Source organism: Acinetobacter sp. UBA991 (assembly GCF_002292065.1).
Lineage (GTDB): Bacteria > Pseudomonadota > Gammaproteobacteria > Pseudomonadales > Moraxellaceae > Acinetobacter > Acinetobacter higginsii.
The window spans coordinates 397,885-420,732 of the sequence record NZ_DBBF01000027.1; the positions used below are offsets into that span (position 1 = coordinate 397,885).

Annotated in this window: 21 protein-coding genes; 11 read left to right on the plus strand and 10 right to left on the minus strand. The window is 40.0% G+C overall.

Going from position 1 to position 22,848, the window contains the following annotated elements:
* The first annotated feature begins 9 nt into the window (after positions 1–9).
* The 7 genes from B2727_RS12750 (at position 10) to B2727_RS12780 (ending at position 8,543) form a co-directional block, all read left to right on the plus strand.
* A complete protein-coding gene (locus B2727_RS12750) occupies positions 10–3,168 on the plus strand; it encodes a TonB-dependent receptor (protein WP_005313845.1) in 3,159 nt (1,052 codons plus the stop codon).
* A gap of 188 nt (positions 3,169–3,356) precedes the next feature.
* Positions 3,357–4,148 carry a Slam-dependent surface lipoprotein gene (locus B2727_RS12755; RefSeq protein WP_033132819.1) on the plus strand — a complete coding sequence of 264 codons (792 nt, stop codon included), beginning with the start codon at positions 3,357–3,359 and terminating at the stop codon, positions 4,146–4,148.
* A gap of 82 nt (positions 4,149–4,230) precedes the next feature.
* A complete protein-coding gene (locus B2727_RS12760; RefSeq protein WP_033132818.1) occupies positions 4,231–5,721 on the plus strand; it encodes a surface lipoprotein assembly modifier in 1,491 nt (496 codons plus the stop codon).
* Positions 5,722–5,731: 10 nt separating this feature from the next.
* Positions 5,732–6,646 carry an energy transducer TonB gene (locus B2727_RS12765; RefSeq protein WP_033132817.1) on the plus strand — a complete coding sequence of 305 codons (915 nt, stop codon included), beginning with the start codon at positions 5,732–5,734 and terminating at the stop codon, positions 6,644–6,646.
* A 32-nt stretch (positions 6,647–6,678) separates the two neighbouring features.
* Positions 6,679–7,278: a biliverdin-producing heme oxygenase gene (locus tag B2727_RS12770; protein WP_096089472.1), complete on the plus strand. Its 600-nt coding sequence runs from the start codon at positions 6,679–6,681 to the stop codon at positions 7,276–7,278.
* 30 nt (positions 7,279–7,308) lie between these two features.
* Positions 7,309–7,755 (plus strand): YbaN family protein, encoded by a 447-nt coding sequence (locus B2727_RS12775; protein WP_033132815.1) that lies wholly within the window; start codon positions 7,309–7,311, stop codon positions 7,753–7,755.
* A gap of 113 nt (positions 7,756–7,868) precedes the next feature.
* On the plus strand, positions 7,869–8,543 hold the full coding sequence (locus B2727_RS12780) for a YjjG family noncanonical pyrimidine nucleotidase (protein ID WP_033132814.1): 675 nt from the start codon (positions 7,869–7,871) through the stop codon (positions 8,541–8,543).
* Here the strand turns inward: B2727_RS12780 and B2727_RS12785 are convergent.
* A complete protein-coding gene (locus B2727_RS12785; protein WP_033132813.1) occupies positions 8,538–8,969 on the minus strand; it encodes a hypothetical protein in 432 nt (143 codons plus the stop codon). The two genes, B2727_RS12780 and B2727_RS12785, sit on opposite strands and share 6 nt — an antisense overlap.
* A 162-nt stretch (positions 8,970–9,131) precedes the next feature.
* Here B2727_RS12785 and mhpT point away from each other — a divergent pair, with 162 nt between their 5' ends.
* Entirely contained in the window at positions 9,132–10,394 is a 1,263-nt protein-coding gene (gene mhpT / locus B2727_RS12790; RefSeq protein WP_033132812.1) for a 3-(3-hydroxy-phenyl)propionate transporter MhpT, read from the plus strand.
* A 59-nt stretch (positions 10,395–10,453) separates the two neighbouring features.
* Here mhpT and B2727_RS12795 read toward each other — a convergent pair whose 3' ends face one another.
* From B2727_RS12795 to B2727_RS12810, 4 genes are all read right to left on the minus strand, one after another.
* Positions 10,454–10,885: an SRPBCC family protein gene (locus tag B2727_RS12795; protein WP_005313868.1), complete on the minus strand. Its 432-nt coding sequence runs from the start codon at positions 10,883–10,885 to the stop codon at positions 10,454–10,456.
* 450 nt (positions 10,886–11,335) lie between these two features.
* On the minus strand, positions 11,336–12,340 hold the full coding sequence (cydB, locus tag B2727_RS12800) for a cytochrome d ubiquinol oxidase subunit II (protein ID WP_033132811.1): 1,005 nt from the start codon (positions 12,338–12,340) through the stop codon (positions 11,336–11,338).
* Entirely contained in the window at positions 12,333–13,778 is a 1,446-nt protein-coding gene (locus tag B2727_RS12805) for a cytochrome ubiquinol oxidase subunit I (RefSeq protein WP_033132810.1), read from the minus strand. Before B2727_RS12805 ends, cydB begins: the two co-directional genes overlap by 8 nt.
* 144 nt (positions 13,779–13,922) lie before the next feature.
* A complete protein-coding gene (locus tag B2727_RS12810) occupies positions 13,923–14,372 on the minus strand; it encodes a DUF2946 domain-containing protein (RefSeq protein WP_004807031.1) in 450 nt (149 codons plus the stop codon).
* Between the two features lie 294 nt (positions 14,373–14,666).
* Here B2727_RS12810 and B2727_RS12815 point away from each other — a divergent pair, with 294 nt between their 5' ends.
* From B2727_RS12815 to zigA, 3 genes are all read left to right on the plus strand, one after another.
* Complete coding sequence (locus tag B2727_RS12815; RefSeq protein WP_033132809.1) at positions 14,667–15,080, plus strand: hypothetical protein; 414 nt, start codon at positions 14,667–14,669, stop codon at positions 15,078–15,080.
* 122 nt (positions 15,081–15,202) lie between these two features.
* A complete protein-coding gene (locus B2727_RS12820; protein WP_033132808.1) occupies positions 15,203–15,958 on the plus strand; it encodes a D-Ala-D-Ala carboxypeptidase family metallohydrolase in 756 nt (251 codons plus the stop codon).
* A 106-nt stretch (positions 15,959–16,064) separates the two neighbouring features.
* Positions 16,065–17,291, plus strand: coding sequence for a zinc metallochaperone GTPase ZigA (gene zigA / locus B2727_RS12825; protein ID WP_033132807.1), 1,227 nt, complete (start codon positions 16,065–16,067; stop codon positions 17,289–17,291).
* A gap of 71 nt (positions 17,292–17,362) precedes the next feature.
* On the opposite strand, the gene B2727_RS12830 is transcribed toward zigA, so the two are convergent.
* The 5 genes from B2727_RS12830 to B2727_RS12850 form a co-directional block, all read right to left on the minus strand.
* Positions 17,363–18,208, minus strand: a complete 846-nt coding sequence (locus B2727_RS12830; protein ID WP_033132899.1) for a siderophore-interacting protein — start codon at positions 18,206–18,208, stop codon at positions 17,363–17,365.
* A 140-nt stretch (positions 18,209–18,348) separates the two neighbouring features.
* The gene (locus B2727_RS12835; protein WP_033132806.1) at positions 18,349–19,860 is read right to left on the minus strand and encodes a hypothetical protein; all 1,512 of its coding nucleotides are present in this window, start codon (positions 19,858–19,860) and stop codon (positions 18,349–18,351) included.
* A gap of 348 nt (positions 19,861–20,208) precedes the next feature.
* Positions 20,209–20,814 (minus strand): hypothetical protein, encoded by a 606-nt coding sequence (locus B2727_RS12840; protein ID WP_033132805.1) that lies wholly within the window; start codon positions 20,812–20,814, stop codon positions 20,209–20,211.
* 112 nt (positions 20,815–20,926) lie between these two features.
* Positions 20,927–21,778: a glutathione-dependent disulfide-bond oxidoreductase gene (gene yghU, locus B2727_RS12845; RefSeq protein ID WP_005313896.1), complete on the minus strand. Its 852-nt coding sequence runs from the start codon at positions 21,776–21,778 to the stop codon at positions 20,927–20,929.
* Positions 21,779–21,893: 115 nt separating this feature from the next.
* The gene (locus B2727_RS12850; protein WP_081406935.1) at positions 21,894–22,811 is read right to left on the minus strand and encodes a LysR family transcriptional regulator; all 918 of its coding nucleotides are present in this window, start codon (positions 22,809–22,811) and stop codon (positions 21,894–21,896) included.
* Positions 22,812–22,848 lie beyond the last annotated feature (37 nt).

Sequence of the window (22,848 nt, forward strand, 5' to 3'; positions counted from 1 at the left end):
GATGGTCAAATGCGAAGTCGGAACTTATTTCGATTTTCAACACTCGCATTTGCTGTACATACAGTGTGTATTGCGAGTTTAGCTTTACCGATGCAACATGCTTATGCAGAAACCGTTGCGGCAAAATCTTATAATATTCCTGCAGGGACTTTAGCCAATGTATTGAATCAGTTTGCTGAACAATCGGGGACTTCAATTGCCATTGATGCACAGCAATTAAAAGGGCAATACAGTTCAGGATTAAAAGGTAACTTTGCATTAGAGCAAGGTTTTCAGCATATTTTAGCATCTTCGGCATTCTATGCAGTCAAAGTCGGTCAAGGTTATACACTGGCAAAAAAGACAGCTAAAAATAGTAATGCACCTTCAAGTGCCTCAGTAACTGCGATGAATCATACATCTTCGACTCAAGCTCAAGATGACGAAATCTCTGTTCGTTTGACGCCAATGGTGGTCTATGGTCAAGAAGATCGTGATACTCAGGGCAGCAATCGAGTCTATGATGCCAATCGATCTTCTGTTTATGCAGGCAAAGACTATATTGAGCGTTTTAAAGGCACCAATCCAGCCGATGTTTTGCAAGGGATGGTTGGGGTTTATAGTGGTGATGCCCGTAATAGTGGTGCTTTAGATCCGAGTGTACGTGGTGTGCAAGGGGTAGGTCGAGTGCCATTAACCATTGACGGTACTGAGCAGTCGATTGCGGTGTGGCGTGGCTACAATGGGGTGAATAATCGGAATTATATCGACCCTAATCTGATTGCGGGCATTGAAGTCATCAAAGGCCCATCACTTGAACGGAATACCACAACCTCAGTCGGTGGTGGAGTTGTGGTCAAGACCTTAGAAGCGGATGATATTGTTCGTCCGGGTAAAACCTTTGGCGCAGAACTAAAAGTAGAAGGTTCTACCAATGCCATTGATCCTTCATTGCCCGACATGAGTAAAATCGGCAAAAACTATAATGATACGACGCCGTGGGAGGATATCAATGGTCAAAAATACGATCCAGATATTTATAAAAAGAATCGAACCCGCAATGATAATTCTAACTTTTCGGGAGATGATTTAGCAGGTCGACTCGCATTGGCAATGAAACAGGATAAATTTGATTTATTGGCTGTTTATGCTGTTCGTGAACGTGGCAACTATTTTTCAGGCACACATGGCGCTGGGTATTACAAACGGGCTGAGCCAAGTAATAGTCTTGATTTTATTCCTTATTTTGCGCATTCCTATAAACCTGGTAATGAAGTCCCCAATACCTCAAGTCAGATGGAGTCTTGGTTATTTAAGGCAGGTTATCGACCAAGCGATGATCAAGCGCTGAAATTCACTTATCGAGATACCAAAAATAGATTTGGTGAGATCATGCCTTCACGAATTGAATGGGGGTTAACCCCTGAAATTGGTGTACCGCAATGGCCACTCAGTGATATTCGTTCTAAGGCCTATAGCTTAGAATACAAATATAAACCTGAGAATAATCAGTGGATTGATTTTTATACCAATATTTGGCAAACCGACACTGAAAGCCAAACCTATACACGGGGTGGATGGCCAACGATTATTGATTTTAGAGATAATCGTCTGATCAATACGGCAATCAGTCATTCAGACAATCGACGCCAAGGTATTAGTATCAGTAATAAAGCACAATTAACGAATCAGCTCGATTTAACTTTGGGGGGAAGCTTCTTAAAAGAAAAGCTCACATCTGATGATATTTATGGTGAATACGGTCCAAGTTATTCCTTATATCAAGCTTTACCTCGTGCCGGACGTCGTGAAGAAAAGACCTTTGATTTTAATTTTAACTATCGACCAGCTTCTTGGCTAAGCTTTGATGCGGGTATGCGTTACCGCTCTTATTGGGCCTTTGATGACTTCTTAAATAAATCAATCAGAGATGGGATTGATCCTTCGTTAAATCCGTTATTTACCAAGAAAAGTAAAGTCAAAGAATACAACTTTGAATATCGAACCATGCCAGAAAGTTATGATGCTCAGCAACAACGTATGCTAAACCTTTTAACGCAACGTTATGCAGCCAACAATCCTGATTGGGATGGCCGTTTAGAAACGGTGCCTGCATCAGAAACGACGTTGTATAGCCGAATTTGGTCACAGAAAAATACACTCACTTGGAAAGCTGATGACAATGGTCATTTGGCCCTAGCGGATAATATATTGAACCAACTGAATGCCTTAGGCCAGAAGTATGTGGTTATCGGGAATGGTTTTCAGCCTGTTGTGATTGAGCAGGTCCCGATTGAATCAGCTCAGAAAGTAAAAGACAGTGGCTGGGCACCTCAACTTGGTGCATCCATTCATTTGACTGAAAATAATCGGCTTTATGTACGCTATGCAGAGGAATATCGCTTACCGAGCTTATTTGAGAGTACAGTTGGTTTCTCAGCAATGATGCCATATCAGGAGATTAAGCCCGAACATGCGTTTAATTATGAAGTGGGTTATGTCTATGACATGCGGAATTGGCTCAGCTCAGCACGTAATGCCGATATTAAGCTGGCCTATTACTACAACAAAACCAAAAACGTAATTGAGCGTAATCAAAATCTGATTTTTACCAATATGGATGAGCAAAAGCTTTCTGGTATTGAGTTGCAAAGCCGTTTTGATAATGGTGCTTTCTTCACTGATTTAAGCATGGCTTATAACCTCAAAAATGAAGTCTGTGACAGCAATAGCGCCATTAATAAAATGATTAATAGCGGTACAGTACAAACAGATCAAGGTATTCAATTCCGCGATGCTTATCAACGTTGCGTCGATGATGGTTTTCCGAACGGCTATCTCGTGACGATGTCGACACCTGAGCTTAGCGCACATGCTTTATTAGGCGCGCGCTTTCTAGATGAAAGATTGGAGCTTGGTGCGCGAGCAACTTTCTACAAAGGCTATGAAAGTCCATTACGTAAAAATAATGATGCTGGTATCAATAAAGGCTATTACCTCAATGTGCCTCTCGCTTGGGACGATACGTGGATTTTTGATGCCTATGCACGCTATCAAGTTGATACCTATAACACAGTTGAATTTGTAGGTAATAATCTTTCAAACCAATTTTATATCGATCCACTCACTCGGAGTGCAATGGCTGCACCAGGTCGTACTTTGAAAGTCAGCTGGACCACCAAGTTTTAACACAGAATTTAATTCCAACCTTCACATTAGTCGGAATTAGATAAACGTAAATAATGATATTGAATGATTATTATTTACAAAACCAAGGAGCAGTTATAGATCTTACTGTTCCTATAACTAAATAGATAACGATACCGTTATCTTTATTGAAACAATAACTTAGCTTTAGAAAAATGGAGTAACAATAAATGAAAATCTCTCAACTGTTCATCGGTCTTGTTGCATGTTCTGCTGTGTTTGCACATGCAGGTATTGATGGTGCTTCAAGTAATGAAAACAATATCATTATTGGTGCTGCTGCAAATGCAAGCCATCTAGGTGGTGCAGCAGCCGTTTCTGTACAAGCTGCTGGTTCACCATACAATGCATTTACAGGTTTTAGCTCGCTAAAAGGTTTGGCACAAGCGTTTTCTGCACGCGGTACAAGCAATACCGATGTTACTGTCGGTAGCAAAACTTTTAATATCTCCCATATTCCTGTTTCGGCAATGCCGCCTTCACACAGTGCCTTAGGTAATTTCAATTTTGGTCAGGTGGGCACACAGGAAGTCTATTTTGGTGAATGGTGGAAAGCAGGCGATACAGCAGCGAGCGCAAGTCATACTGTTTATTACGCAGGTGACAATACCAATACGACAGTACCAACCTCAGGTACGGCGACCTATACCGTTGCAGGGATTAATGGTTCAGCAACCAATCTGTTAAGCGGTAATTTGACTGCTAACTTTGGTGCAGGCACTTTACAAGGGTCATTAACTGGAACAGGGACTGCTGTTTCAAGCTTAAGTTTGAACGGTGTGACATTTAGTCCAGGTACTGCTGAATTCAGTGGCGCGGCAAGTGCAAATGGTACAGCTGGGGTGAATAATTCAGGTATTGTTCAAGGACACTTCTTTGGTGCAAATGCTGCAGCTTTAGCGGGTATCGCCGAGTTTAATAATGTTTCATATAACACTGCATTTGGTGGTGCGAAGAACTAACTATGGCGAAAGGAATCTACAGCAGTAGATTCCTTTTTCTTGTTTATGGCTTGATGATTTTTACTTTTGTTTTGCGGTTTTTATGAAAAGAACATTGCTGTGCTGTTTGATTTTATTGGCGAGTTCATCACTTTATGCAGATGATGAGACACAACTTCGCCTGAATCAAAACTTGGATCAGAATTTATTACAACAACAGCATCAATTACAGCGACAAGGGGTGATTCGGAGCACGGATGAACTACCTAATATTGTGATTAATGGGCAAGTATTTGAAGTTGAAAAGAACCAAGATGATCTGGCAAAAGCTTTATATTTGGCGGTTATGCAAAAGCAATGGGGCAATGCGGCAGTCTATCTAAAGCATTATCAACAATATGATGGTTATGACCAAGCTTTAACTGACTTTGCCGAGGGTGCATTGGCTCGTGCTCAAGGCCAGCTCAAGATAGCAGAGCAAAAATTCCAAAGTAGTTTAAATAAACAATCGAATAATCTGATTTGTGAACTCGAGTTAGCGCGCGTGCTGTTTGAACAGCAGAAGAACAAACAAGCAGCACGCCTTTTTACATCCATTCAGAGCAAATTGGGGCAGAGTGATCGTGGTGTGATTCCACCTGAGGTCGAGCAAACAGTTAATCTGTTTGTTAAGGCCCTTGATCAACGTGACGCATGGCAAGGCAGTGTGGCGATTGGACCAACCTATGCCACGAATCTAAATAGTTCTTCTGAACAAAGTAAAACTTGGATGTTGTATGGCCTTGACCAAAAAGGCAATGTGATCCCCATTCAGGAAATTACCCGTGGAAGTCCTAAAGCTGAGTCGGCAACGGGTATGGACTATGAAGCCAGTTTAATGAAACGCTTTTCGTTCTATGGCAATCATGGGGTTTCCTTACGTGGTTTAGCGTATGGACAGTCTTATGATGATCATGCTGACTTTAATGAATCCACACTGAATATCAATGCAGGCTATAGTTTTTTTGATTTAAAAAATCAAATCACAATTGCACCGCTATTTGAGCATAAACGTTATGCCAATGATGGTTTGTACAATGCTTGGGGGGCACGTGCGGAATGGATGCGATTTATCTCCACCGATAAAGCACTCAAGCTTGAAGCCGAAATCAAAGATTTAAATTATCAAACATATAAAACTTTAGATGGTAAAGAAAGTTCAGCCATGCTGACCTTTTGGAAAATTCTACCTGAACAATGGACATTGTTTGGGGGCGTGGATGTCTTAGATCATGATACCCAAGAAAAATACATGGCAGCCTATCAGCAACAAGGTGTTCGTTTAGGTCTGAGTAAACCGTGGAGTGTTGGCTTTAATACCACCTTGTTCAGTTCCTATCGTTGGCGTCAGTTTGATCGTTACGTGGCAGCATTTGAGACACGTCGTCAAGATTTTGAGCAAAACTACACCTTTGTGTTGCAAATGCCTCTTTTCAAGTTCTATGGCATGACGCCGAATCTGACTTATCGCTATAACCGTAATAACAGTAATGTGGATTGGTTATATTCCTATGACAAACACAATGTCAGCCTAAAACTTGAGCACCGTTTTTAGGGGAATGGCGATGAAATCAAAATTCCTATATCTGCGCTATGACTTTAGTACAAAAGGACCACCTATTCGGATTTGGGTGCATTCGCAGCGTAAGTCAATCATCGTGACGGTGGTCATTGTTTTACATTTATTGGGACTGTGGTCACTGAGTCACCTTATTGAGCCTTATACTTTGGCAGCTTCACCCCAAGTGAATGCGTTGAAAGTTCATTTTGTCTCTTTATCAGCGTCAGAGAATGCATCTCCTCAAGCAACAGCAAAAGTTGAAGTGGCCCAACCATCAACAATCCCCGCATTAGAAAAACAAACAAGCACTCGCGCTGTTCCGACCAATACTGAAAACATAGAACAAAAAGTGATAACCAGTCAGAGTGCTATGCATGAAGTGCCCAAGCAACAGACCAGCCACAAAGTTGAAACTTTAGCCGTAAAGTCTAGAGCAGAAATAGCAGCTCAACCTTCAGAAATCAAAGCAATACAGGATACCCCATCGGATCAATCATCACAGATGTTGACCGAAAATCTGCTCAGTTCGAAACAACAAATAGGACAGACTCAATCCCAGTCGGGTGGTGTAAATACAGCAGCCACGCAACAGGAATTGGCTCGTGCACCTGAAAGCCAAGTTGATCGTGATGAACGTGTTCAAGTCAGCAGTGTTGATGTATTGAGTTTTGGTCAGCTTGCTTATGATGATCGGGAACTTAAACAACAAAACCGTGTGGTGGAATTGCGGCTACGTATCAATGAAAACGGTCAGCCCATCGAGATTCAATTAAAACAAAGTTCAGGGATTAGCAGTCTAGATCAGCGTGTTCTACAGGCTGCTCGTCAGTCCAAATTCAAACCTTACAAAATCAATGGTCGTGCAGTGACTGTTGTGGTGGATTTCCCAGTGCAACTCAAACTCAGTCGGAGTCGTTAACCGATGAGTCCTATTCTTTTTCTAGGAGAATAATCATGAACGCAGCAACAGAGCAAATGATTGCCAATCGCCTTTCTCAGCGTCTAAAGCAAGAAACAGCGGCAGAACATGAACGTATGCACCAGCTAATGGCGCAAGCAGATGTATTTTCAAGCAAGGAGAAATACGCCCAATTTACCTTATCGCAATATTATTTCCAGCAGGAAATTGAGCATCTTTTTGAACAGGAGGGGGTTGCTGGACTGATTCCTGATTTGGGCATACGTGGCCGCTCACAACAAGCCTTTGATGACTTGCAGGATTTGGGTATTCGGCCAGCAGGTCAGACATTACAAAGTGCTGAAGTCAAATTGCCTGAAGCACTAGGTTGGATCTATGTGTCAGAAGGCTCAACTTTAGGTGCCGCATTTCTGTTTAAACAAGCGCAGAAGCAGTTAGGTTTCTCTGAAACATTTGCAGCGCGCAATTTGGCGGCTTATCCAGAAGGTCGAGCAAAAGTGTGGAAACGTTTTGTTGAGGCACTTGATGAGGCTGATTTTGACCAAGTGTTACAAGATCGTGTGGTGCAAGGCGCTTTAGATGCATTTGGTTATTTTGGAAAGGCATTAATCCAGCTCGAAGAGTTGAAATAAGTGATCAGGCAGTAGTAACAGCTTTTCAGTATGGAGAACGTTAATCGCATGGATAATCAAATGAAAACAGAGACCTTATCGCCAACACCACAGCCAGCAAGCAAGTTAGCGCGTTCAGTGTGGTGGCGATTATTGTTTATCTGTCTGGCTTGGCTATGCATCGGTTTAGGGATTCTTGGCATTTTTATTCCAGGGCTACCAACGGTTGATTTTATCCTGTTAGCAGTGTTCTTTGCAGCCAGAGGCTCTGAAAAGCTGCATCAATGGTTTCTCAACCATCATTTTATCGGACCGATTATTCAAGAATGGCAAGAAAACCGGCGTATCCCCAAGAAAGCAAAATATATCTCTACCGTGAGTATGAGTATTGCTGCGGGTATTATGATATGGACCATTCCACATCCGTGGGTGGTCTATCCATTGATTGCCTGCATGGCAGCAGTGTTGGTCTGGATGTGGATGCGAGATAAAGACTGAGCACATAGTCAGACGAGAATATCGAGTATTGAGCAGGCCACATCGGCTTGCTCTTTTATCACTCGGTATAATAAAATTATCTCAATATTTGCTTCGGTTGTAAGATTGCTCTGATGTACAAGGCTATATTCTTTGATATTGATGATACTTTGTTGAATTTTAGCGTTGCTAACCGCGCTGCATTTATTCAATCTTTTGCTGAATTTAATTTAGATCATGATGATGCTACTTATTCAACCTATAAAGCCATTAATCATCATTTATGGGAAAAGCAGAAGTTAGGTCAAATTACGGTACAAGATGTCATTAATAATCGATTTAAACAATTATTTCGGGCATTAAACCTTGAACTTAACCATGACCATTTCCGTGATACCTTTCAAGGCAATTTAGCCAAACAGCATACGCTTGAGGCTGGTGCAGTTGAAGCCATTGATTATTTGAGTCAAAAATATAAGCTATTCGCTGCATCCAATAGCATTCTTATTCAACAAAAAGCTCGTTTAGACTTGGCTGGCTTATTGCCACATTTCTCTGATTTATATATTTCAGATGACATTGGCTATGAAAAACCGGATCAGCGTTTTTTTGAAACATGTTTGCATAGAAGCCAGATTGCGAAAGAAGAAGTTCTGTTCATTGGGGATAGTCTTGAAGCGGATATGAAAGGTGCTGCTTCTTGTCAGATCTCGACCTGTTGGTATAACCCAAATAATTTACCCAATCAGTTGCAATTAAATATCACACATACCATTCAGCATTTATCTGATTTAGTAAAGATTTTATAAATCGATGCGATCTGGTTGATGGGATTTAAGATGAATCAAAATCAGCCAGTAACAAATCGCTGGAATGAGAGCGATAAACAAGGAAAAAATATCCGCATAGACCAGCCACCATTGCTTTGAGAGTTGGCCTGTATGAGCCCAAGCTAAAAGAGTAAAAAAGGGTGCCGCAACGACGAATGAGCTTAAGCAGATTGTGAAAAAATTCAGATATTGATAACAATTTAAGACAAGCGAGAACAAGAATGAAAATGGAACGGTCAAAAGGCAATAAGCCAAATAAACCAGAAGATGCCCGACAATAACTGCAAATATTGAACCGAATTTAAACGCATTGTTCATGAGAATAAACAGCATAGCCATCAAGCAGAGTAAGGGAACTGGAGCTAATAATAGCGATTTAAAAATGATCTTTTTGTTATATTTCAAATGAGACGCCTCAAGTTATTCGAATTACATATTGCATAATTTTAATACATATTGCGTAACTATATTCGCTCTGCTAGTCTTTTTAGCGGCTTAAAGGATATTTAAATCGATATTTGGAATTTTAGATCGATAAACTGGAAGAATCAAAAAGGGAAGATAACAATGTTAAAAGAGACCAATATAGAGGCAGGCGCTTCAAAACAAGCAATCGTGATTACACTCATCCTCTGTTTCATTTTTGCCATTATTGAAGGATTTGATCTGCAGTCTATGGGGGTTGCTGCACCGCGGATGAAAGCAGAAATGCTGTTAAACAGTACCGAGATGGGTTGGGTGTTTAGTGCCGCCGTTTTAGGCACATTACCTGGTGCACTGATTGCAGGCCGAATTGCTGACTCGATTGGGCGCAAAAAAGTATTTATCACTTCGATTGCAATTTTTGGCTTGATGTCTTTAATGACGCCCTTTACCAAAGATTTGAATTCCTTACTTTTAGTTCGATTTCTGACTGGACTCGGCATGGGTGGGGCTTTGCCCATCGTGATTACCATGGTTTCAGAAGCGGTACCTGAAAAGTATAAAGCGACGGCTGTCAGTGCGATGTATTGTGGTATGCCGATAGGCGGCGTTTTGACTTCCGTGGTTGCCTTGTCTTTGACAGCAGATCATGAATGGCGACATATCTTTTATATAGGCGGGATTGCCCCTTTAATTTTAGTTCCTATTCTTATTTTCTTTTTACCTGAATCAAAAGCATATCTGAACAAAATCCCTCAGGTGAGTACACAAAAACCAAGTGTGTTAAACGTCCTTTTTGCCAAACCACGTGTCGTGGTGACGTCTAGTCTATGGCTCAGCTTTTTTGGTACCTTGTTGGTTTTAGCATTGTTTCAGAACTGGTTACCAACGTTAATCTCAGGACTAGGACTTGATAAGCAACAAGCCAGTTATATTCAGATTGGTTTTAATTTAGGTGGTTCGATTGGAGTATTGATTTTAGGTTTGATGTTGGATCGACTGAATAAATTCTTTATCGTTGCCAGTGTGTATGCGGGCATTCTGGTTTCATTGATTGGTTTGGCCTATTCCAATAGCGCGTCGAGTTTTATCTTGTTTGCTACATGTTGTGGTATGTTCGTGATTGGTTGCCAGTCAATTTTATACACCTTGGCAGCCAAGTATTATCCTACTGAAATGCGAGGCACGGGAGTGGGGGCTGCGGTTGCTGTAGGACGCTTAGGTGCTTTTGCAGGGCCTTTAGTTGCAGGTTATCTACTCGGAACTGGGCAAAGTGAGATTGTTGTAATTGCCTCTAGTATTCCTATGATCTTATTGGCCGCAATCTCAGCATTAATTTTACTACGTAAGCCAGAGCATTCAATTACTCGGAAAGAACCTCTAGGCACAGTGACATCTTCACTTTAAGCATAGCGTAAACCTTGACGGTAAGAACGAAACCGTCAAGGAGCAATGCCTAAACAACATTAAAATTTTAGTTTTTTCAGACCACGGTTGATACCGTTTTGTAATGCAGCCTTAATAATTGGGCCAATCAAAGGAACACGGCCTTTAAAGCTAATGGTGTAATCCAAGCGAGTGCGATCGCCGCCTAAATCGGTAAATTTCATAACGCCACGATGTGCTTTAATTGGACTAATACCACTGGTAATCGCGTATTCAATCAATTCATTTTCTTGGTAAACCAAGTTTGTTTCAACAAATGACGGGGCTAAAGGGATAGAAAGTTTACGTGCAGAGCCAACGCCATTTCGCGCTTCTTTGCCATTACTGATACGCGTGATTTTTGCGGGTGCAAAAATCTTGTTGAGATTTTCATGTTCACTGAGAACTGCAAACACCTTGTCTATGGGCGCATTGAATTCTTGTATTATTTTGACCTGTTGTGTTTTTAACATATTGGAACCCTTCCAAATAATTTGACATGATGGATTGTCAGTATGTTGATGTTAGCATGCTTTATATACATTCTGAATTTACCTTTATCGGAAATTCACTTGCTTTTTTATACAGCTTAGTCATGCTGATTTTCAGATTGAGCATGGTCGCAAGATTTTATTGGAATTGACTTGGCACGATAGCTGCCCAACGTTTATAGCCCTATGAAAAAGTAGATAAATCAGAAAAACCAAGTTGTTCTGCGACCTGCGTGAGGCTTAAATTCCCTGATACCAATAAAAAAGACTATACCTCGGTATAGTCTTTTTTATTGGAAGGAAAAATGTCAGCTTAATAAGCGAGTTTTAACAATACTCGAAAGAACATTGCAATCGCCAATAAACCTAAAAACCCAGCGAGCCAAAGTACGATAAACCATTGTGTTTTAGATAGTTTCATTACACTGCCTCCTAGTGATAACCTGTATCACCAACCCGTACTTTATCTCTAAACACCCAGTACGATAGGATGGTATAGCCGATAATGATCGGAATCAGTATCACAGCACCAACTAAAGCAAACTTCTGACTGGAATATGGTGCAGCAGCTTGCCAAATGGTGACCGAAGGCGGAATAATATTCGGCCAGAGACTGATCACAAAACCCGTAAACGCCAAGAACACTAAGGCCAAGGTAAAGATAAACGGTTTTAACTCTTGGCGTTGTTTACATGCTTTTAAAATCAGGAATGTAAAGAGTAAGACCAAGATGGGTACTGGGCTAAAATACAGTAGATTTGGTAAGGCAAACCAACGGGCTGCAATTTCAGGATGAGTCAGTGGGGTATATAAACTGACCCCAGCAAAGACCACAAATAGTAAGATGATCAATTTAGGCATCAGCGCATACATCTGGTCTTGTAATTCATGGTCGGTTTTCATAATCAGCCAACCACAGCCCAAAGCGGCATACATGGCAACCACGCCTAGTCCAGTAAATAAGGCAAAAGGAGTCAGCCAGTCCAGACCTGAACCAGAAAAAATACCATTAGTGGTCTGGATACCCTGAATATAAGCGCCTAAAATCACGCCCTGCAGGAAGCTGGATAGAATTGAACCCCAGATAAAAGCTTGATCCCATAAATGCTTGGTACGATTCGCCTTAAAACGGAATTCAAAGGCAACACCACGGAAAATCAGTGCAATCACCATCAAGGTAATCGGCATATATAAAGCTGATAACACTGTTGAATATACCAATGGAAAGGCGGCAAATAAGCCTGCACCACCGAGTACCATCCAAGTTTCATTGCCATCCCAGACCGGTGCGACAGTATTCATCATCACATCGCGTTCTTCGCTTTTTTTAATGAAGGGAAACAGAATTCCGATTCCGAGGTCGAAGCCATCCAGAATGACGTAGATCAGGACACCGAGACCGATAATGCCGACCCAAATCAGAGATAAATCAATCATGGTGTTTCTCCTCTTTGGTCGAGTCTTGTTGGTCAATGCTTTCATCGACCGCACTTAAAGGACGCATTGGTGTTTTGAAGTGCCCATGGCCTGCTGGCTCAAGATCCACAGCCTCAACAAATTGCGGGCCTTTATGCATCAGTTTCAGCATGTAATAGATCCCGATTCCAAATACAACACAGTACACCACCACAAAAATAATAAGGGTCAGACCAACTTGTTCGGCTGAAACAGGAGAAAGTGCATCTTTGGTACGCATTACCCCATAAACCACCCAAGGCTGGCGACCAACTTCGGTGGTAAACCAACCTGCGAGTACCGCGATAAATCCTGATGGTCCCATGACTAAAGCAAAGCGGTGAAACCATTTACTTTCAAACAACTTTCCAGTTTTTCTGAGCCAAGCACCAGCGACGGCAAGCAAAAGCATGAGCATACCTAAGCCAACCATGACACGGAAACTCCAGAATACAATGGTAGAGTTTGGTCGATCTTCTGGGGCAAAGTCTTTTAAGCCTTTGACCGTGCCATCCATAGAGTGAGTTAAGATCAGGCTGCCTAGATTTGGAATGGCAATGGCATATTTGGTGCGTTCTTCTTGCATATCAGGAACACCAAATAGGTAGAGTGGCATGCCCTCATCATAATTGGTTTCCCAATGGCCCTCCATCGCTGCAAGTTTGGCAGGTTGATGTTCTAAAGTATTCAAACCATGTGCATCCCCAACAAAAACTTGCAAGGGTGCTAAGACCAGAATGAGCCACATTGCCATCGAAAACGAGGTTTTGACCAAGGCATCACGGCGACCTTTGAGCAAATGCCAAGCCGCTGTTGCCGCAACGAGTAGCGCTGCAACCATGAAGGCCGCAATTGCCATATGCACCAGTCGATAAGGGAAAGAGGGATTGAAGACGATTGCCCACCAATCGGTTGGCACAATAATGCCATTCTCGATCGCAAAACCTTGAGGCGTTTGCATCCAACTGTTGGAGGACAGAATCCAGAACATGGAGATACAGGTACCTATCGCGACCATTAAGGTGGCAAAGAAATGGGCCTTGGGACTGACACGCCCCCAACCGAACAGCATGATACCCAAGAAGCCCGCTTCCAAGAAGAAAGCACTCAGGACTTCATAAGTCAGTAAAGGGCCCGTCACACTTCCTGCAATACGGGAAAACTCACTCCAGTTTGTGCCGAACTGGTAGCTCATCACCACACCAGAAACAACCCCCATACCAAAAGCAACCGCAAAGATTTTGACCCAATACTTAAACAGGTCTTTATAAATTAGATCTTTAGTCCGTAACCAACGCCACTCTAAAACAGCCAAGAAGCTGGCCAAACCGATAGAAATCGCAGGGAAAATAATATGGAAGGAGACGGTAAAAGCGAATTGTATTCTTGCCAATTCGAGTGCAGTAAAACCTAAAGTCATGACAGCACCTCATCTTGTTGCTGATGAGATAAACTTGAGGTTGAATAAAGCTCTACCCAATTAAGCGTATGATTAGAAAAAGAAAACATGACGATAATCTCTTGAATAAAAGTTTTTCAAAACTAAAAAGTTTTGAGCTTCAAGTCAGAATGAGATTAAGAGAGGAGGTGCTCGACCTTGAGGAGTGAGAAAGAGTTGTTGAAGCTGAAAGAAAACATGGAAATAGTTTTCAATAAAAGCCAGAAATCGAACCTGAATTCGGACTAGAATTTGCTTTAGATCGACATCTGGTAAAGGCAATACATGGCTATACACCACACAGTATTGACACTGATGGTTTGCATCATGGTGGTGATGGTGACTTGCCGACGTTTTAACTTCAGCTGAAAAAGCTTGATGCTCATGTACAGTATCATGCTGAGCAGCAATATGATGATGGCTATGGAGCGGAGAGGTAGAATGATGGTCTTGTAATAAAATTTGGGTAATAGTCTCACATACTGGAGAAACTTGATATTTCTCTGGCAGCAATGGCTGTAAGAACACAGCGATTTGTAAAAAGATTGCATAGAACCCAAGCAATCTTCCAAGCATCAACACCCGATTGATCTCTTTATGGAAACCATTGGAGAAATACTATAACAAAGAAATCTTTTTTTTAAAGAGGATACTTAATTATTTTTAATGAATAATGATAACTTTTTTACATGAATAATTATTAAATTTCATCACTATAGTCGTATTTTTGTGCATTTTACCGTTAAATTTTGCTTAATAATTTTAAGGATTTTTTTATTTTTAAGCCTCAAATGTTTAGTTATAGCGGTTATTTATTAGTAAATCAAAAATAGCTAACATGTTATCAATTTAAAAATATAGATGATGAGAATGAAAAAAGGCTTAAAGCTAGATCATGATGCGCTTTTTATGCGGTTATTCTTCAAATCTTCGCCTGAAGTTACAGATGAAGAGGTGGAATATTACCGTGAATATCCTGATCAAATTGATGAAATAACAGCTCCAATCAATATCCATAAATTTTTTCTCTGGGCTGGTGCACTTTTAGGCATTGTGATTGTTGCGATTGCAAAATTTCTTAAATATTCAGGTGTATTAAGCTTTTTATCAGAGGGCATATTTGAATTTGTCATTGATATCATTTATGAAAGTGGGATCGCACTCATTGGTGCTGCGGTAACCGCTTATATGCTTGGTGTCGTGTTGAATAAGCAACAAGATAATGCTGCAAAGTGGCGTGAAGAAATTCGTCGAAGAATAAAAGGAGATCAGGCTCAGCTCTAAGCATCTAAGAGTTATTTGTTTAATGCTTGAGCTTGCACCATTAATTGTTATGTTATAACATAACAATTAATGGTGGTGAAATTGCCATCTGTACTTTGATTACTGGGTGGTGGTGTATCGACATGAGGAATATTTATCTTTTAGGTTTTATTTTTTGTGTTTCAGCATGTCAATACAATACCCAAAACCCTAAACAAACGGTTCATCCTATTATTAAAAGTTCATCTTTTACGAATAATATCAATAGTATTTCCAATTTTTCACAACAAAATATGGCTCCATCTTCATATTTAAAATGGTCAGGCCAAATTGAACATCAGCAACAGATAAAGGCCTATAAAACTTTTTTAAAAAATAAGGGGCTAGTTTTTTATATTCCTGACTATGAATTTCTACAGACTGCTAAGGATTGGCAAAAGTGCCATGCCAATGAATATGAAGTTCCTCATCAAGAACTTTGGAACAACATTATTCCAACACTGAATATTTTGAATCAGTTGGTTGAGCAGCAAGTGATTCAAAATTTCACAGTGACCTCCGTTTATCGAAATAATTTGTTAAATCAGTGTGCTGGTGGAGCTGGAAGTTCAAAACATGTTTTTAATGCAGCTTTAGATTTCCGCATTGGCGATCAGAACCCAGATGCTAAACAGCAAATATTTATCCAAGAAACAAAACTGAAACTTTGCCAATTTTGGTTAGATCACGGTGAAGCGCTGAATATGGGATTGGGTGTCTATGAATCAGGACAAATTCATATTGATGCTGCTGGTCATCGTACATGGGGTGTGGATCATCGTTATACATCATCACCGTGTATGAAAGATTTTTCTAATTCTGTTCTCTCACATCTCAACACGATGGGTAAAACCGAATGAAAGCAAAACATGCCAATTCTCAATCCTAATCATTAAAGAATATTAGGTCTAAATCTTCCGTGCTTTTAAGTATGGATTCTAAAAAACTTAAACAGTGAGAACGCCAATGAATCATTCTTTAGCCACTCCATCAAAACTTCCTGTAACGGTATTATCAGGTTTTTTGGGTGCAGGAAAAACGACGCTACTGAATCATATTTTAAACAATCGAGAAGGCAGGAAAGTTGCTGTAATTGTTAATGATATGTCTGAAATTAATATTGATGCTGCTTTAGTTCGAGAAGGTGGAGCAGAGCTATCACGCACAGATGAGAAATTGGTTGAGATGAGTAATGGCTGTATTTGCTGTACTTTGAGAGAAGATCTATTACTTGAGGTACGCCGTTTAGCCGAGGATCAACGTTTTGACCAATTGGTGATCGAGTCAACAGGTATTTCTGAGCCTTTACCTGTTGCTGAAACTTTTACTTTTGAAGATGAAAATGGTATCTCATTAAATGAATTTGCCCGACTAGATACAATGGTGACCGTGGTTGATGCTTATAATTTTCTAAAAGACTATAGTTCGCTAGACAGTTTACAATCTCGAGGAGAATCATTAGGTGAAGAAGATCAACGGAATGTCGTCGATCTCTTAATTGATCAAATTGAATTTTGTGATGTAATCGTATTGAATAAAGTCGATTTAGTCGACGAACAAGAAAAAGCCAGATTATTTGGAATTCTCCATTCACTTAACCCAAGAGCAAAAATCGAAACATCAGAATTCGGACAGGTTGATCTTAAGTCTGTATTGAATACGAACTTATTTGATTTTCACCAAGCAGCTCAAGCACCAGGATGGCTAAAAGAGCTTAGAGGAGAACATCAACCAGAAACTGAAGAGTATGGTATAAGCAGCTTTGTCTATAGTGCTCGACGACCATTTCATCCGCAACGCTTCTTTGATTTTGTCCAATCTGAATGGTCAGGAGTAATTCGTTCAAAGGGCTTTTTCTGGTTAGCGTCTCACCCTGAGTTTGCAGGTTCTTGGTCTCAAGCCGGCGCTATGGCGAGACACGGGGTTGCAGGTTATTGGTGGGCAGCTGTACCAGATGAACATTGGCCAGAAGATCAACAGAGTCGCGAAGCTATAGAAAAGAAATGGGATGATCTAACAGGAGATGCCAGACAAGAAATTGTTTTGATTGGAATGGAAATGAATCAGTCTGAACTGATTCAAAGTTTCAATGCTTGCTTATTAAATGATGAAGAAATGGCACTAGGGGCAAATGCGTGGAAAAGCTTTGACAATCCCTTTCTAGAATGGGATGAAATGACTCAAAACAACTAAATTTAGTACTGATAAGTATCGATAAAAAAACAAGAGAGTTTTAAAACTCTCTTGTTAAATCTCTAACGTTTTTATACAGGCATATCTAAATCATCAAATGTTTCTAGTGTTTTTCCTGCTTCCAAATGCTTTTGATAATATTCCAACCGAACTTCATCTAAAATCGTACTTGAAAGACCAACATTCCAATAACCTGTCACTTGTACATCTTTTTTAGGCAGTGACTTTTCCTCTAAAAAGAATTTGCGAATTGCTCTGGCTTCATTCCGTTCGCATGCAGCCCAAACAACTAGGTTATTTGTTTCTTTAAATTGGTAAGCAGCTTTTAGCAACAGCCCCATTTTTCCTGCTTGATCTTGGCGTTCTCTTTGCAGTAAATGTATTTGGACATTTTCTTTATTTGGGAGGTATTCGCAAATATTGGCGTCATGACTTTCAATAAAAATATCTGCAGTTATATTGTTTTGCCAATGTTGCAAGATTGAATAAAGCGCAGGAAGGGCGGTGTCATCAGCAAACATCACGATATGCTTTTCTGCTTCAAAATCTGGAACAAAATGTGGTCTTGGTCCAATCAGCTGCGTTTTTGTTCCTACCTTGGCTTGATGTATCCATTGCATTGCAGGACTCTCATCTTCATGTTCAATCAGATCAATTTCTACTTCGTGGTGATCACGATTAAATGAGCGAATAGTATAAACACGGGTTAAATTTTCAGAAACTTCGATACGGACAGCTAAATTTGGCTTATCCCACATATCTGGTTGATTTGTATTAATTTTAGCATGAACTCTTAAAATGCTTGGGAATGGCCTTGAAATTGCAGTAATTGTCATCTCGGTCTGTTCGAGATTTCTCATATGATCGTTTTGTTTGAGTATATTGTTATCGTTTGAAACCACTTTTTGCTTAGTCATTGTCAATTTACCAATCATAATTAAGTGAAATTTCATTAATTATGCATGGTAATGATAATTATTTGCAATAACTTTAGCATAAAATAAGAGCGAGAGAATGCATTCGACATTTTCTCGCTCAGCTTAAAATAACTTTTTTGTTAGAACTTTCCTCTTATCCAACCATATGCAGCTGCAAAGGGTAAAGCCGTTCGCGCCAAGTAAGGTACATGCCACAAGCCACCATGATTGGCATTTTCCATAATCAAATCTAAAGGATGATTTAACTGTTTGGTTGGATTGGTCGCACTTTCTGGATTATTTAAATCATGTACCCAAAGCGCTGCCATGATGGCATTGGTCGTCTCTGGACTGAATGTTTCTACTTTAAATAAATCTGCACCAGCAAAGGCAGCTTTGAGAATTGGATTTTTAACCACGGAGTGTGTTGTCGTAGAGGGTGCAATATTGATGACCGTTTTTTGGCCACGTGCACGGCTGCGTATTGCAAACCATTGTTGTAGGCGTTTAGCAAGGGCGTAGTTCGGCCCTTGTTCAATGACCATACAATCGGAGATACCGTACTGTTGACCATTATCAGATTGGATTAACTGCTTTGCATTTGGTTTAAAGAAGTTAGTCAAGGAAATATTGTGAATAGATCGAGTGAGTAACTTTTCTATCATTGGACGCTGTTGAGTTTTTTCTTGTATGGAGTTCACTACAGCTTTTGGAATCGCATAAATATCAGTTGGCGTCAGCATAAACATGATACTGCTGTCCGCTTTTTGTTTGCTCACTTGCTCCATAATGCTAATCATGGCGATTGAAACACGGACATGTTTTTCACCATCTAAATATGCAATACCTGCAAGGTCTAAGGTTTCTGCAAAGGTATTCAGCCAATTCGCAATTTCTGGAGTTTGGGTTAATAGGTTGGCACCGAGCTGTTTCTCTTTATTGGCTAAGCTGATCTGTGGAGCGATCAATGTCGCGTTACCTTGCTCAACTGTTTGAGTAATTTTTTCCCATATTTGAGGATTTGGTAAATCAATCGCAATAATATTGGCACGCCATTTTGCCAACCAACTGAGAGGACCCGCTTCAGAAGCTGCACCGAACAACACCATAGTCCGTGAAGATAGATCAAACCATTCAGGGTGAGCTTGGAGTAGGCGTAGTGCTTTTGCATGGCTAGGTTCGATAACTTTTTGATTTTCCCAGCGATCTATTTGTTCGAGTAATGCTTGTCCCTGTAATTTTTCTCCATTGAAAGGAATATACCAAGGTTCAATCGCAGAATTACCTACGCCCTTTAAAACATAGTTATCAAAAGGTTGGTCTTTAATATCAGACATTGCTTGTTCTAACGTCGATTGTTGACCAGCTCTATTAAATGTGAAGAGATTTTTAGCTGCATCTAGACCATTTTGGGCAATAAGTAATGGATAATGTACCGAGCTAATTCCTGTTTTTACAAGTTCTTGAAAGTAAGCTGGATATTTTTTTCTCCAATTTTTTTCTGCTTTAAGTTGTGATGCAAGTGGAGAATCAACGCTACTCAATGCGGCATATAGAATTTTCTTTGCTGTATTTGTCGTACTGGGAGCCTGTTTGCCGGATTGAATTGGAAATTGTATCCCATCATTTTTAGACTGTAATATATTACTCAACTCACTGCTCCCATCTATTGAATCCAGAAATCCTAGGTCAGGATGTCTCTATGCTTTTCCCATTCTATCTTTCAGAATAAAGCCAAATCCTGAAATACAAAATAGCGAAAATAGCGCAATTGATTGACTTTTTTGAATAGAGAAAATGTCGCAATAAATTTATTGATTGGTTGAAAAATCTTTTTTATACAATTTGTTATGATGAAATATGTGCTTTTATATTGATTACATTGATAGGTAAAATATTACTTTATACATACTTAAGTTGCTTTAATGAATAAGCTATTGCAGTCAGATGAGCATTTTAAATCAAGGGCTAATAGTCACCATATGCAGAATAATCGGCGCTCATTTCAAAGAGGATGAGGCTGATACAGCCATTGTATTGGCACAATTATTTTTCGCATACTCAACAAATTCCTCTAATCTCATTGTCTCAGCTTTCACTTTACAGCGATATATTACCCCATACATTGGATGTTTTTGCTCATTGGTCATATAGTAATTTTTAACATGAACAAAAGAATAATAATGGAACAGGGTAGAGTTTTCATCGCCGTCATAGACATATTGCGTACCTGTAAAATGGATATGCAAAGCTTTGGTTTGGTTCATTAATTCATCTAAACTATCCATAACTTCATGAGTACAGATATCGAATGCTTTTGTTTCTTTTTTATCAAGATTTTTTAAGTAATCACCAGCGCATTGTCTGATATACGCTTCATAAATCATTCCGTTTTCTTTCTTAACCGAAAAATATTGATAGCTTTTATTGGCAAGTGTCTTTATTTGGTTCTTTTCAATAAATTCTTTTCCATTGATCGTAATTAATGATTCTTGTAAATCTTTATCTAACAAAAGCGATAAGTTTTTTGCTAAACAAATTGATGAACTAAGACCCATACACATCAATAAGGGGAGGATTCGAAAAGACAATTGATACAGGTTCATGTGTACACCATACAAGATATTACTTAATTTTTAGTAAGCTATTTCTTTCATTGAGTTTCATCTAAATTTTTTATGCTAGCGAACTAGCATAAAAATTAGGCTTAAATCTTACTTATTGAAGTTTGTCTTGCGTATGGGTATCAAAGTCACTTGCATCATGGCGTTCATGCAGTTGGGTTTCCAAATCCCCAAAAGTACGGTTAACCATTCGCCCTCGTTGCACGGCGGGCCGCGCTAGAATCGCATCTGCCCAGCGCTGTACATGTTTATATTGATCCACAGCTAGAAATTCATCTGCATTGTAGACCCAACCTTTCACCAGACTACCGTACCAAGGAAAAGCTGCAATATCCGCAATGGTATATTCTGTACCAGCCAAGTACTCATGTTGTGCTAAATGTTGATCTAAAACATCCAATAAGCGCTTGGTTTCCATAGCAAAGCGATTAATGGCATATTCAATTTTCACAGGTGCATAAGCATAAAAATGTCCTAAACCACCACCAAGGTAGGGTGCACTTCCCATTTGCCAAAATAACCAATTTAGGCATTCAGTCCGTGCAGCGATATCAGTTGGAATAAAGGCTTTAAATTTTTCGGCTAGGTAAAGCAAAATTGAACCTGATTCAAAAATACGTAATGGTGGATTTTGGCTATGATCAACTAATGCTGGGATTTTAGAGTTAGGGTTAATTTCAACGAAGCCACTGCTGAATTGTTGGCCTTCTCCAATTTTAATCAACCATGCATCATATTCGGCATCTTGATATCCCAAGGCTAATAGTTCCTCAAGCAGGATCGTCACTTTCTGGCCATTTGGCGTTGCCAATGAATACAATTGAAGCGGATGTTTACCAATAGGTAATATATGTTCATAGCGGCTGCCAGACGTGGGTTGATTTAAATCAGATTTTTCTCCAGTCCATTGCCAAACTTGCGGGGGGATATAGTTTGAATCACTCATTGTTATTTGCCATATGATCAACAGATCATTCTAGTCTAGGCGAGCTGACCCAAGATTGGGTAGCTTTTTTGTGGCAAAGCTTTATCCATTTTTCTGAGAATGTTATTCCTCTTTTTCACTGCTCTAACTTGGGCCTAATTTTTTGAAAATGTTGATGAATCACACTGAGCCATGCTTGTACTGCAGGAGAGACAGGAAGGTTTTTTTTCCATGCCATGGCCAAATGCCATTGAATGTTGGGCTTTTCCAGCGGGATTGCTGCGAATAATTGGGGATCAAGCATATCGGTATAATATTGTGGCAGTAGGGCAATACCCATACGTTGTAGTACCATATCAGCCAATAAATTCCATTGACTGGTACGGCAAGCAATCGTTGGATAAAAGCCGTGCTGTTGGCAGGCATCAAGAATGATGCTGTTGAGCGAAAAATTTTCAGGAAACATCAGAAAGGATTGTTGTTGCAGTTCTTCCAAATGTATTTTCTTGCGGGTTGCCCAAGTTGCATCTCGTCGCAATAGCACCATCAGTGGGTAATCACACAGTTCAATACTGTTGAAAATTTGATGGTCAAAGGGCTGTAATAACACACCGACATCGAGTTCATTATTCAACAAGGCTTGCTCGATCCCTCGAGAACCCACTTCAAGAAAAGCAAGTTCGATATCTGGCCATTGCTGATGATAATCAAACAGGGCGGTGGTGAGTAGTTGCGAACCGAGTGGAGGCACACCGAGTTTTAAGGTGCCTGTTTTTAATTGTTGATAATTTTCGATTTCCAGAAAGATATTTTGTTCGGCTTGCAATAATCCTACTGCATGTTGATAAACACGCTGTCCTATTTCAGTCAGTTCAACTTGTCTTTTTCGACCATATTCAGGTTTTACAAATAATGCGACCTGAAGCTGTTCTTCCAGCTGTTGCAGCATTTTACTGATGGTCGGCTGTGTCAAGGAAAGCTCTTCAGCAGTACGAGTAAAGCTTTTACTGTTTACCAAACTGACAAAGCATTGTAATGATTTTAGTGAAAGCATAACAAACCTAAAATTATTCCATTTAGGCATAATTTTA

Excerpts from the sequence above, each read along its gene's own strand:
- zigA (WP_033132807.1), top strand. The coding sequence starts at position 16,065 with ATGAATCATTCTTTAGCCACTCCATCAAAACTTCCTGTAACGGTATTA.
- B2727_RS12760 (WP_033132818.1), top strand. The coding sequence starts at position 4,231 with ATGAAAAGAACATTGCTGTGCTGTTTGATTTTATTGGCGAGTTCATCA.
- B2727_RS12775 (WP_033132815.1), top strand. The coding sequence starts at position 7,309 with ATGGAGAACGTTAATCGCATGGATAATCAAATGAAAACAGAGACCTTA.
- B2727_RS12830 (WP_033132899.1), bottom strand. The coding sequence starts at position 18,208 with ATGACTAAGCAAAAAGTGGTTTCAAACGATAACAATATACTCAAACAA.
- B2727_RS12795 (WP_005313868.1), bottom strand. The coding sequence starts at position 10,885 with ATGTTAAAAACACAACAGGTCAAAATAATACAAGAATTCAATGCGCCC.
- B2727_RS12755 (WP_033132819.1), top strand. The coding sequence starts at position 3,357 with ATGAAAATCTCTCAACTGTTCATCGGTCTTGTTGCATGTTCTGCTGTG.
- B2727_RS12750 (WP_005313845.1), top strand. The coding sequence starts at position 10 with ATGCGAAGTCGGAACTTATTTCGATTTTCAACACTCGCATTTGCTGTA.
- yghU (WP_005313896.1), bottom strand. The coding sequence starts at position 21,778 with ATGAGTGATTCAAACTATATCCCCCCGCAAGTTTGGCAATGGACTGGA.
- B2727_RS12840 (WP_033132805.1), bottom strand. The coding sequence starts at position 20,814 with ATGAACCTGTATCAATTGTCTTTTCGAATCCTCCCCTTATTGATGTGT.
- B2727_RS12765 (WP_033132817.1), top strand. The coding sequence starts at position 5,732 with ATGAAATCAAAATTCCTATATCTGCGCTATGACTTTAGTACAAAAGGA.
- B2727_RS12805 (WP_033132810.1), bottom strand. The coding sequence starts at position 13,778 with ATGACTTTAGGTTTTACTGCACTCGAATTGGCAAGAATACAATTCGCT.
- mhpT (WP_033132812.1), top strand. The coding sequence starts at position 9,132 with ATGTTAAAAGAGACCAATATAGAGGCAGGCGCTTCAAAACAAGCAATC.
- B2727_RS12820 (WP_033132808.1), top strand. The coding sequence starts at position 15,203 with ATGAGGAATATTTATCTTTTAGGTTTTATTTTTTGTGTTTCAGCATGT.
- B2727_RS12850 (WP_081406935.1), bottom strand. The coding sequence starts at position 22,811 with ATGCTTTCACTAAAATCATTACAATGCTTTGTCAGTTTGGTAAACAGT.
- B2727_RS12810 (WP_004807031.1), bottom strand. The coding sequence starts at position 14,372 with ATGCTTGGAAGATTGCTTGGGTTCTATGCAATCTTTTTACAAATCGCT.
- B2727_RS12815 (WP_033132809.1), top strand. The coding sequence starts at position 14,667 with ATGAAAAAAGGCTTAAAGCTAGATCATGATGCGCTTTTTATGCGGTTA.
- B2727_RS12780 (WP_033132814.1), top strand. The coding sequence starts at position 7,869 with ATGTACAAGGCTATATTCTTTGATATTGATGATACTTTGTTGAATTTT.
- cydB (WP_033132811.1), bottom strand. The coding sequence starts at position 12,340 with ATGATTGATTTATCTCTGATTTGGGTCGGCATTATCGGTCTCGGTGTC.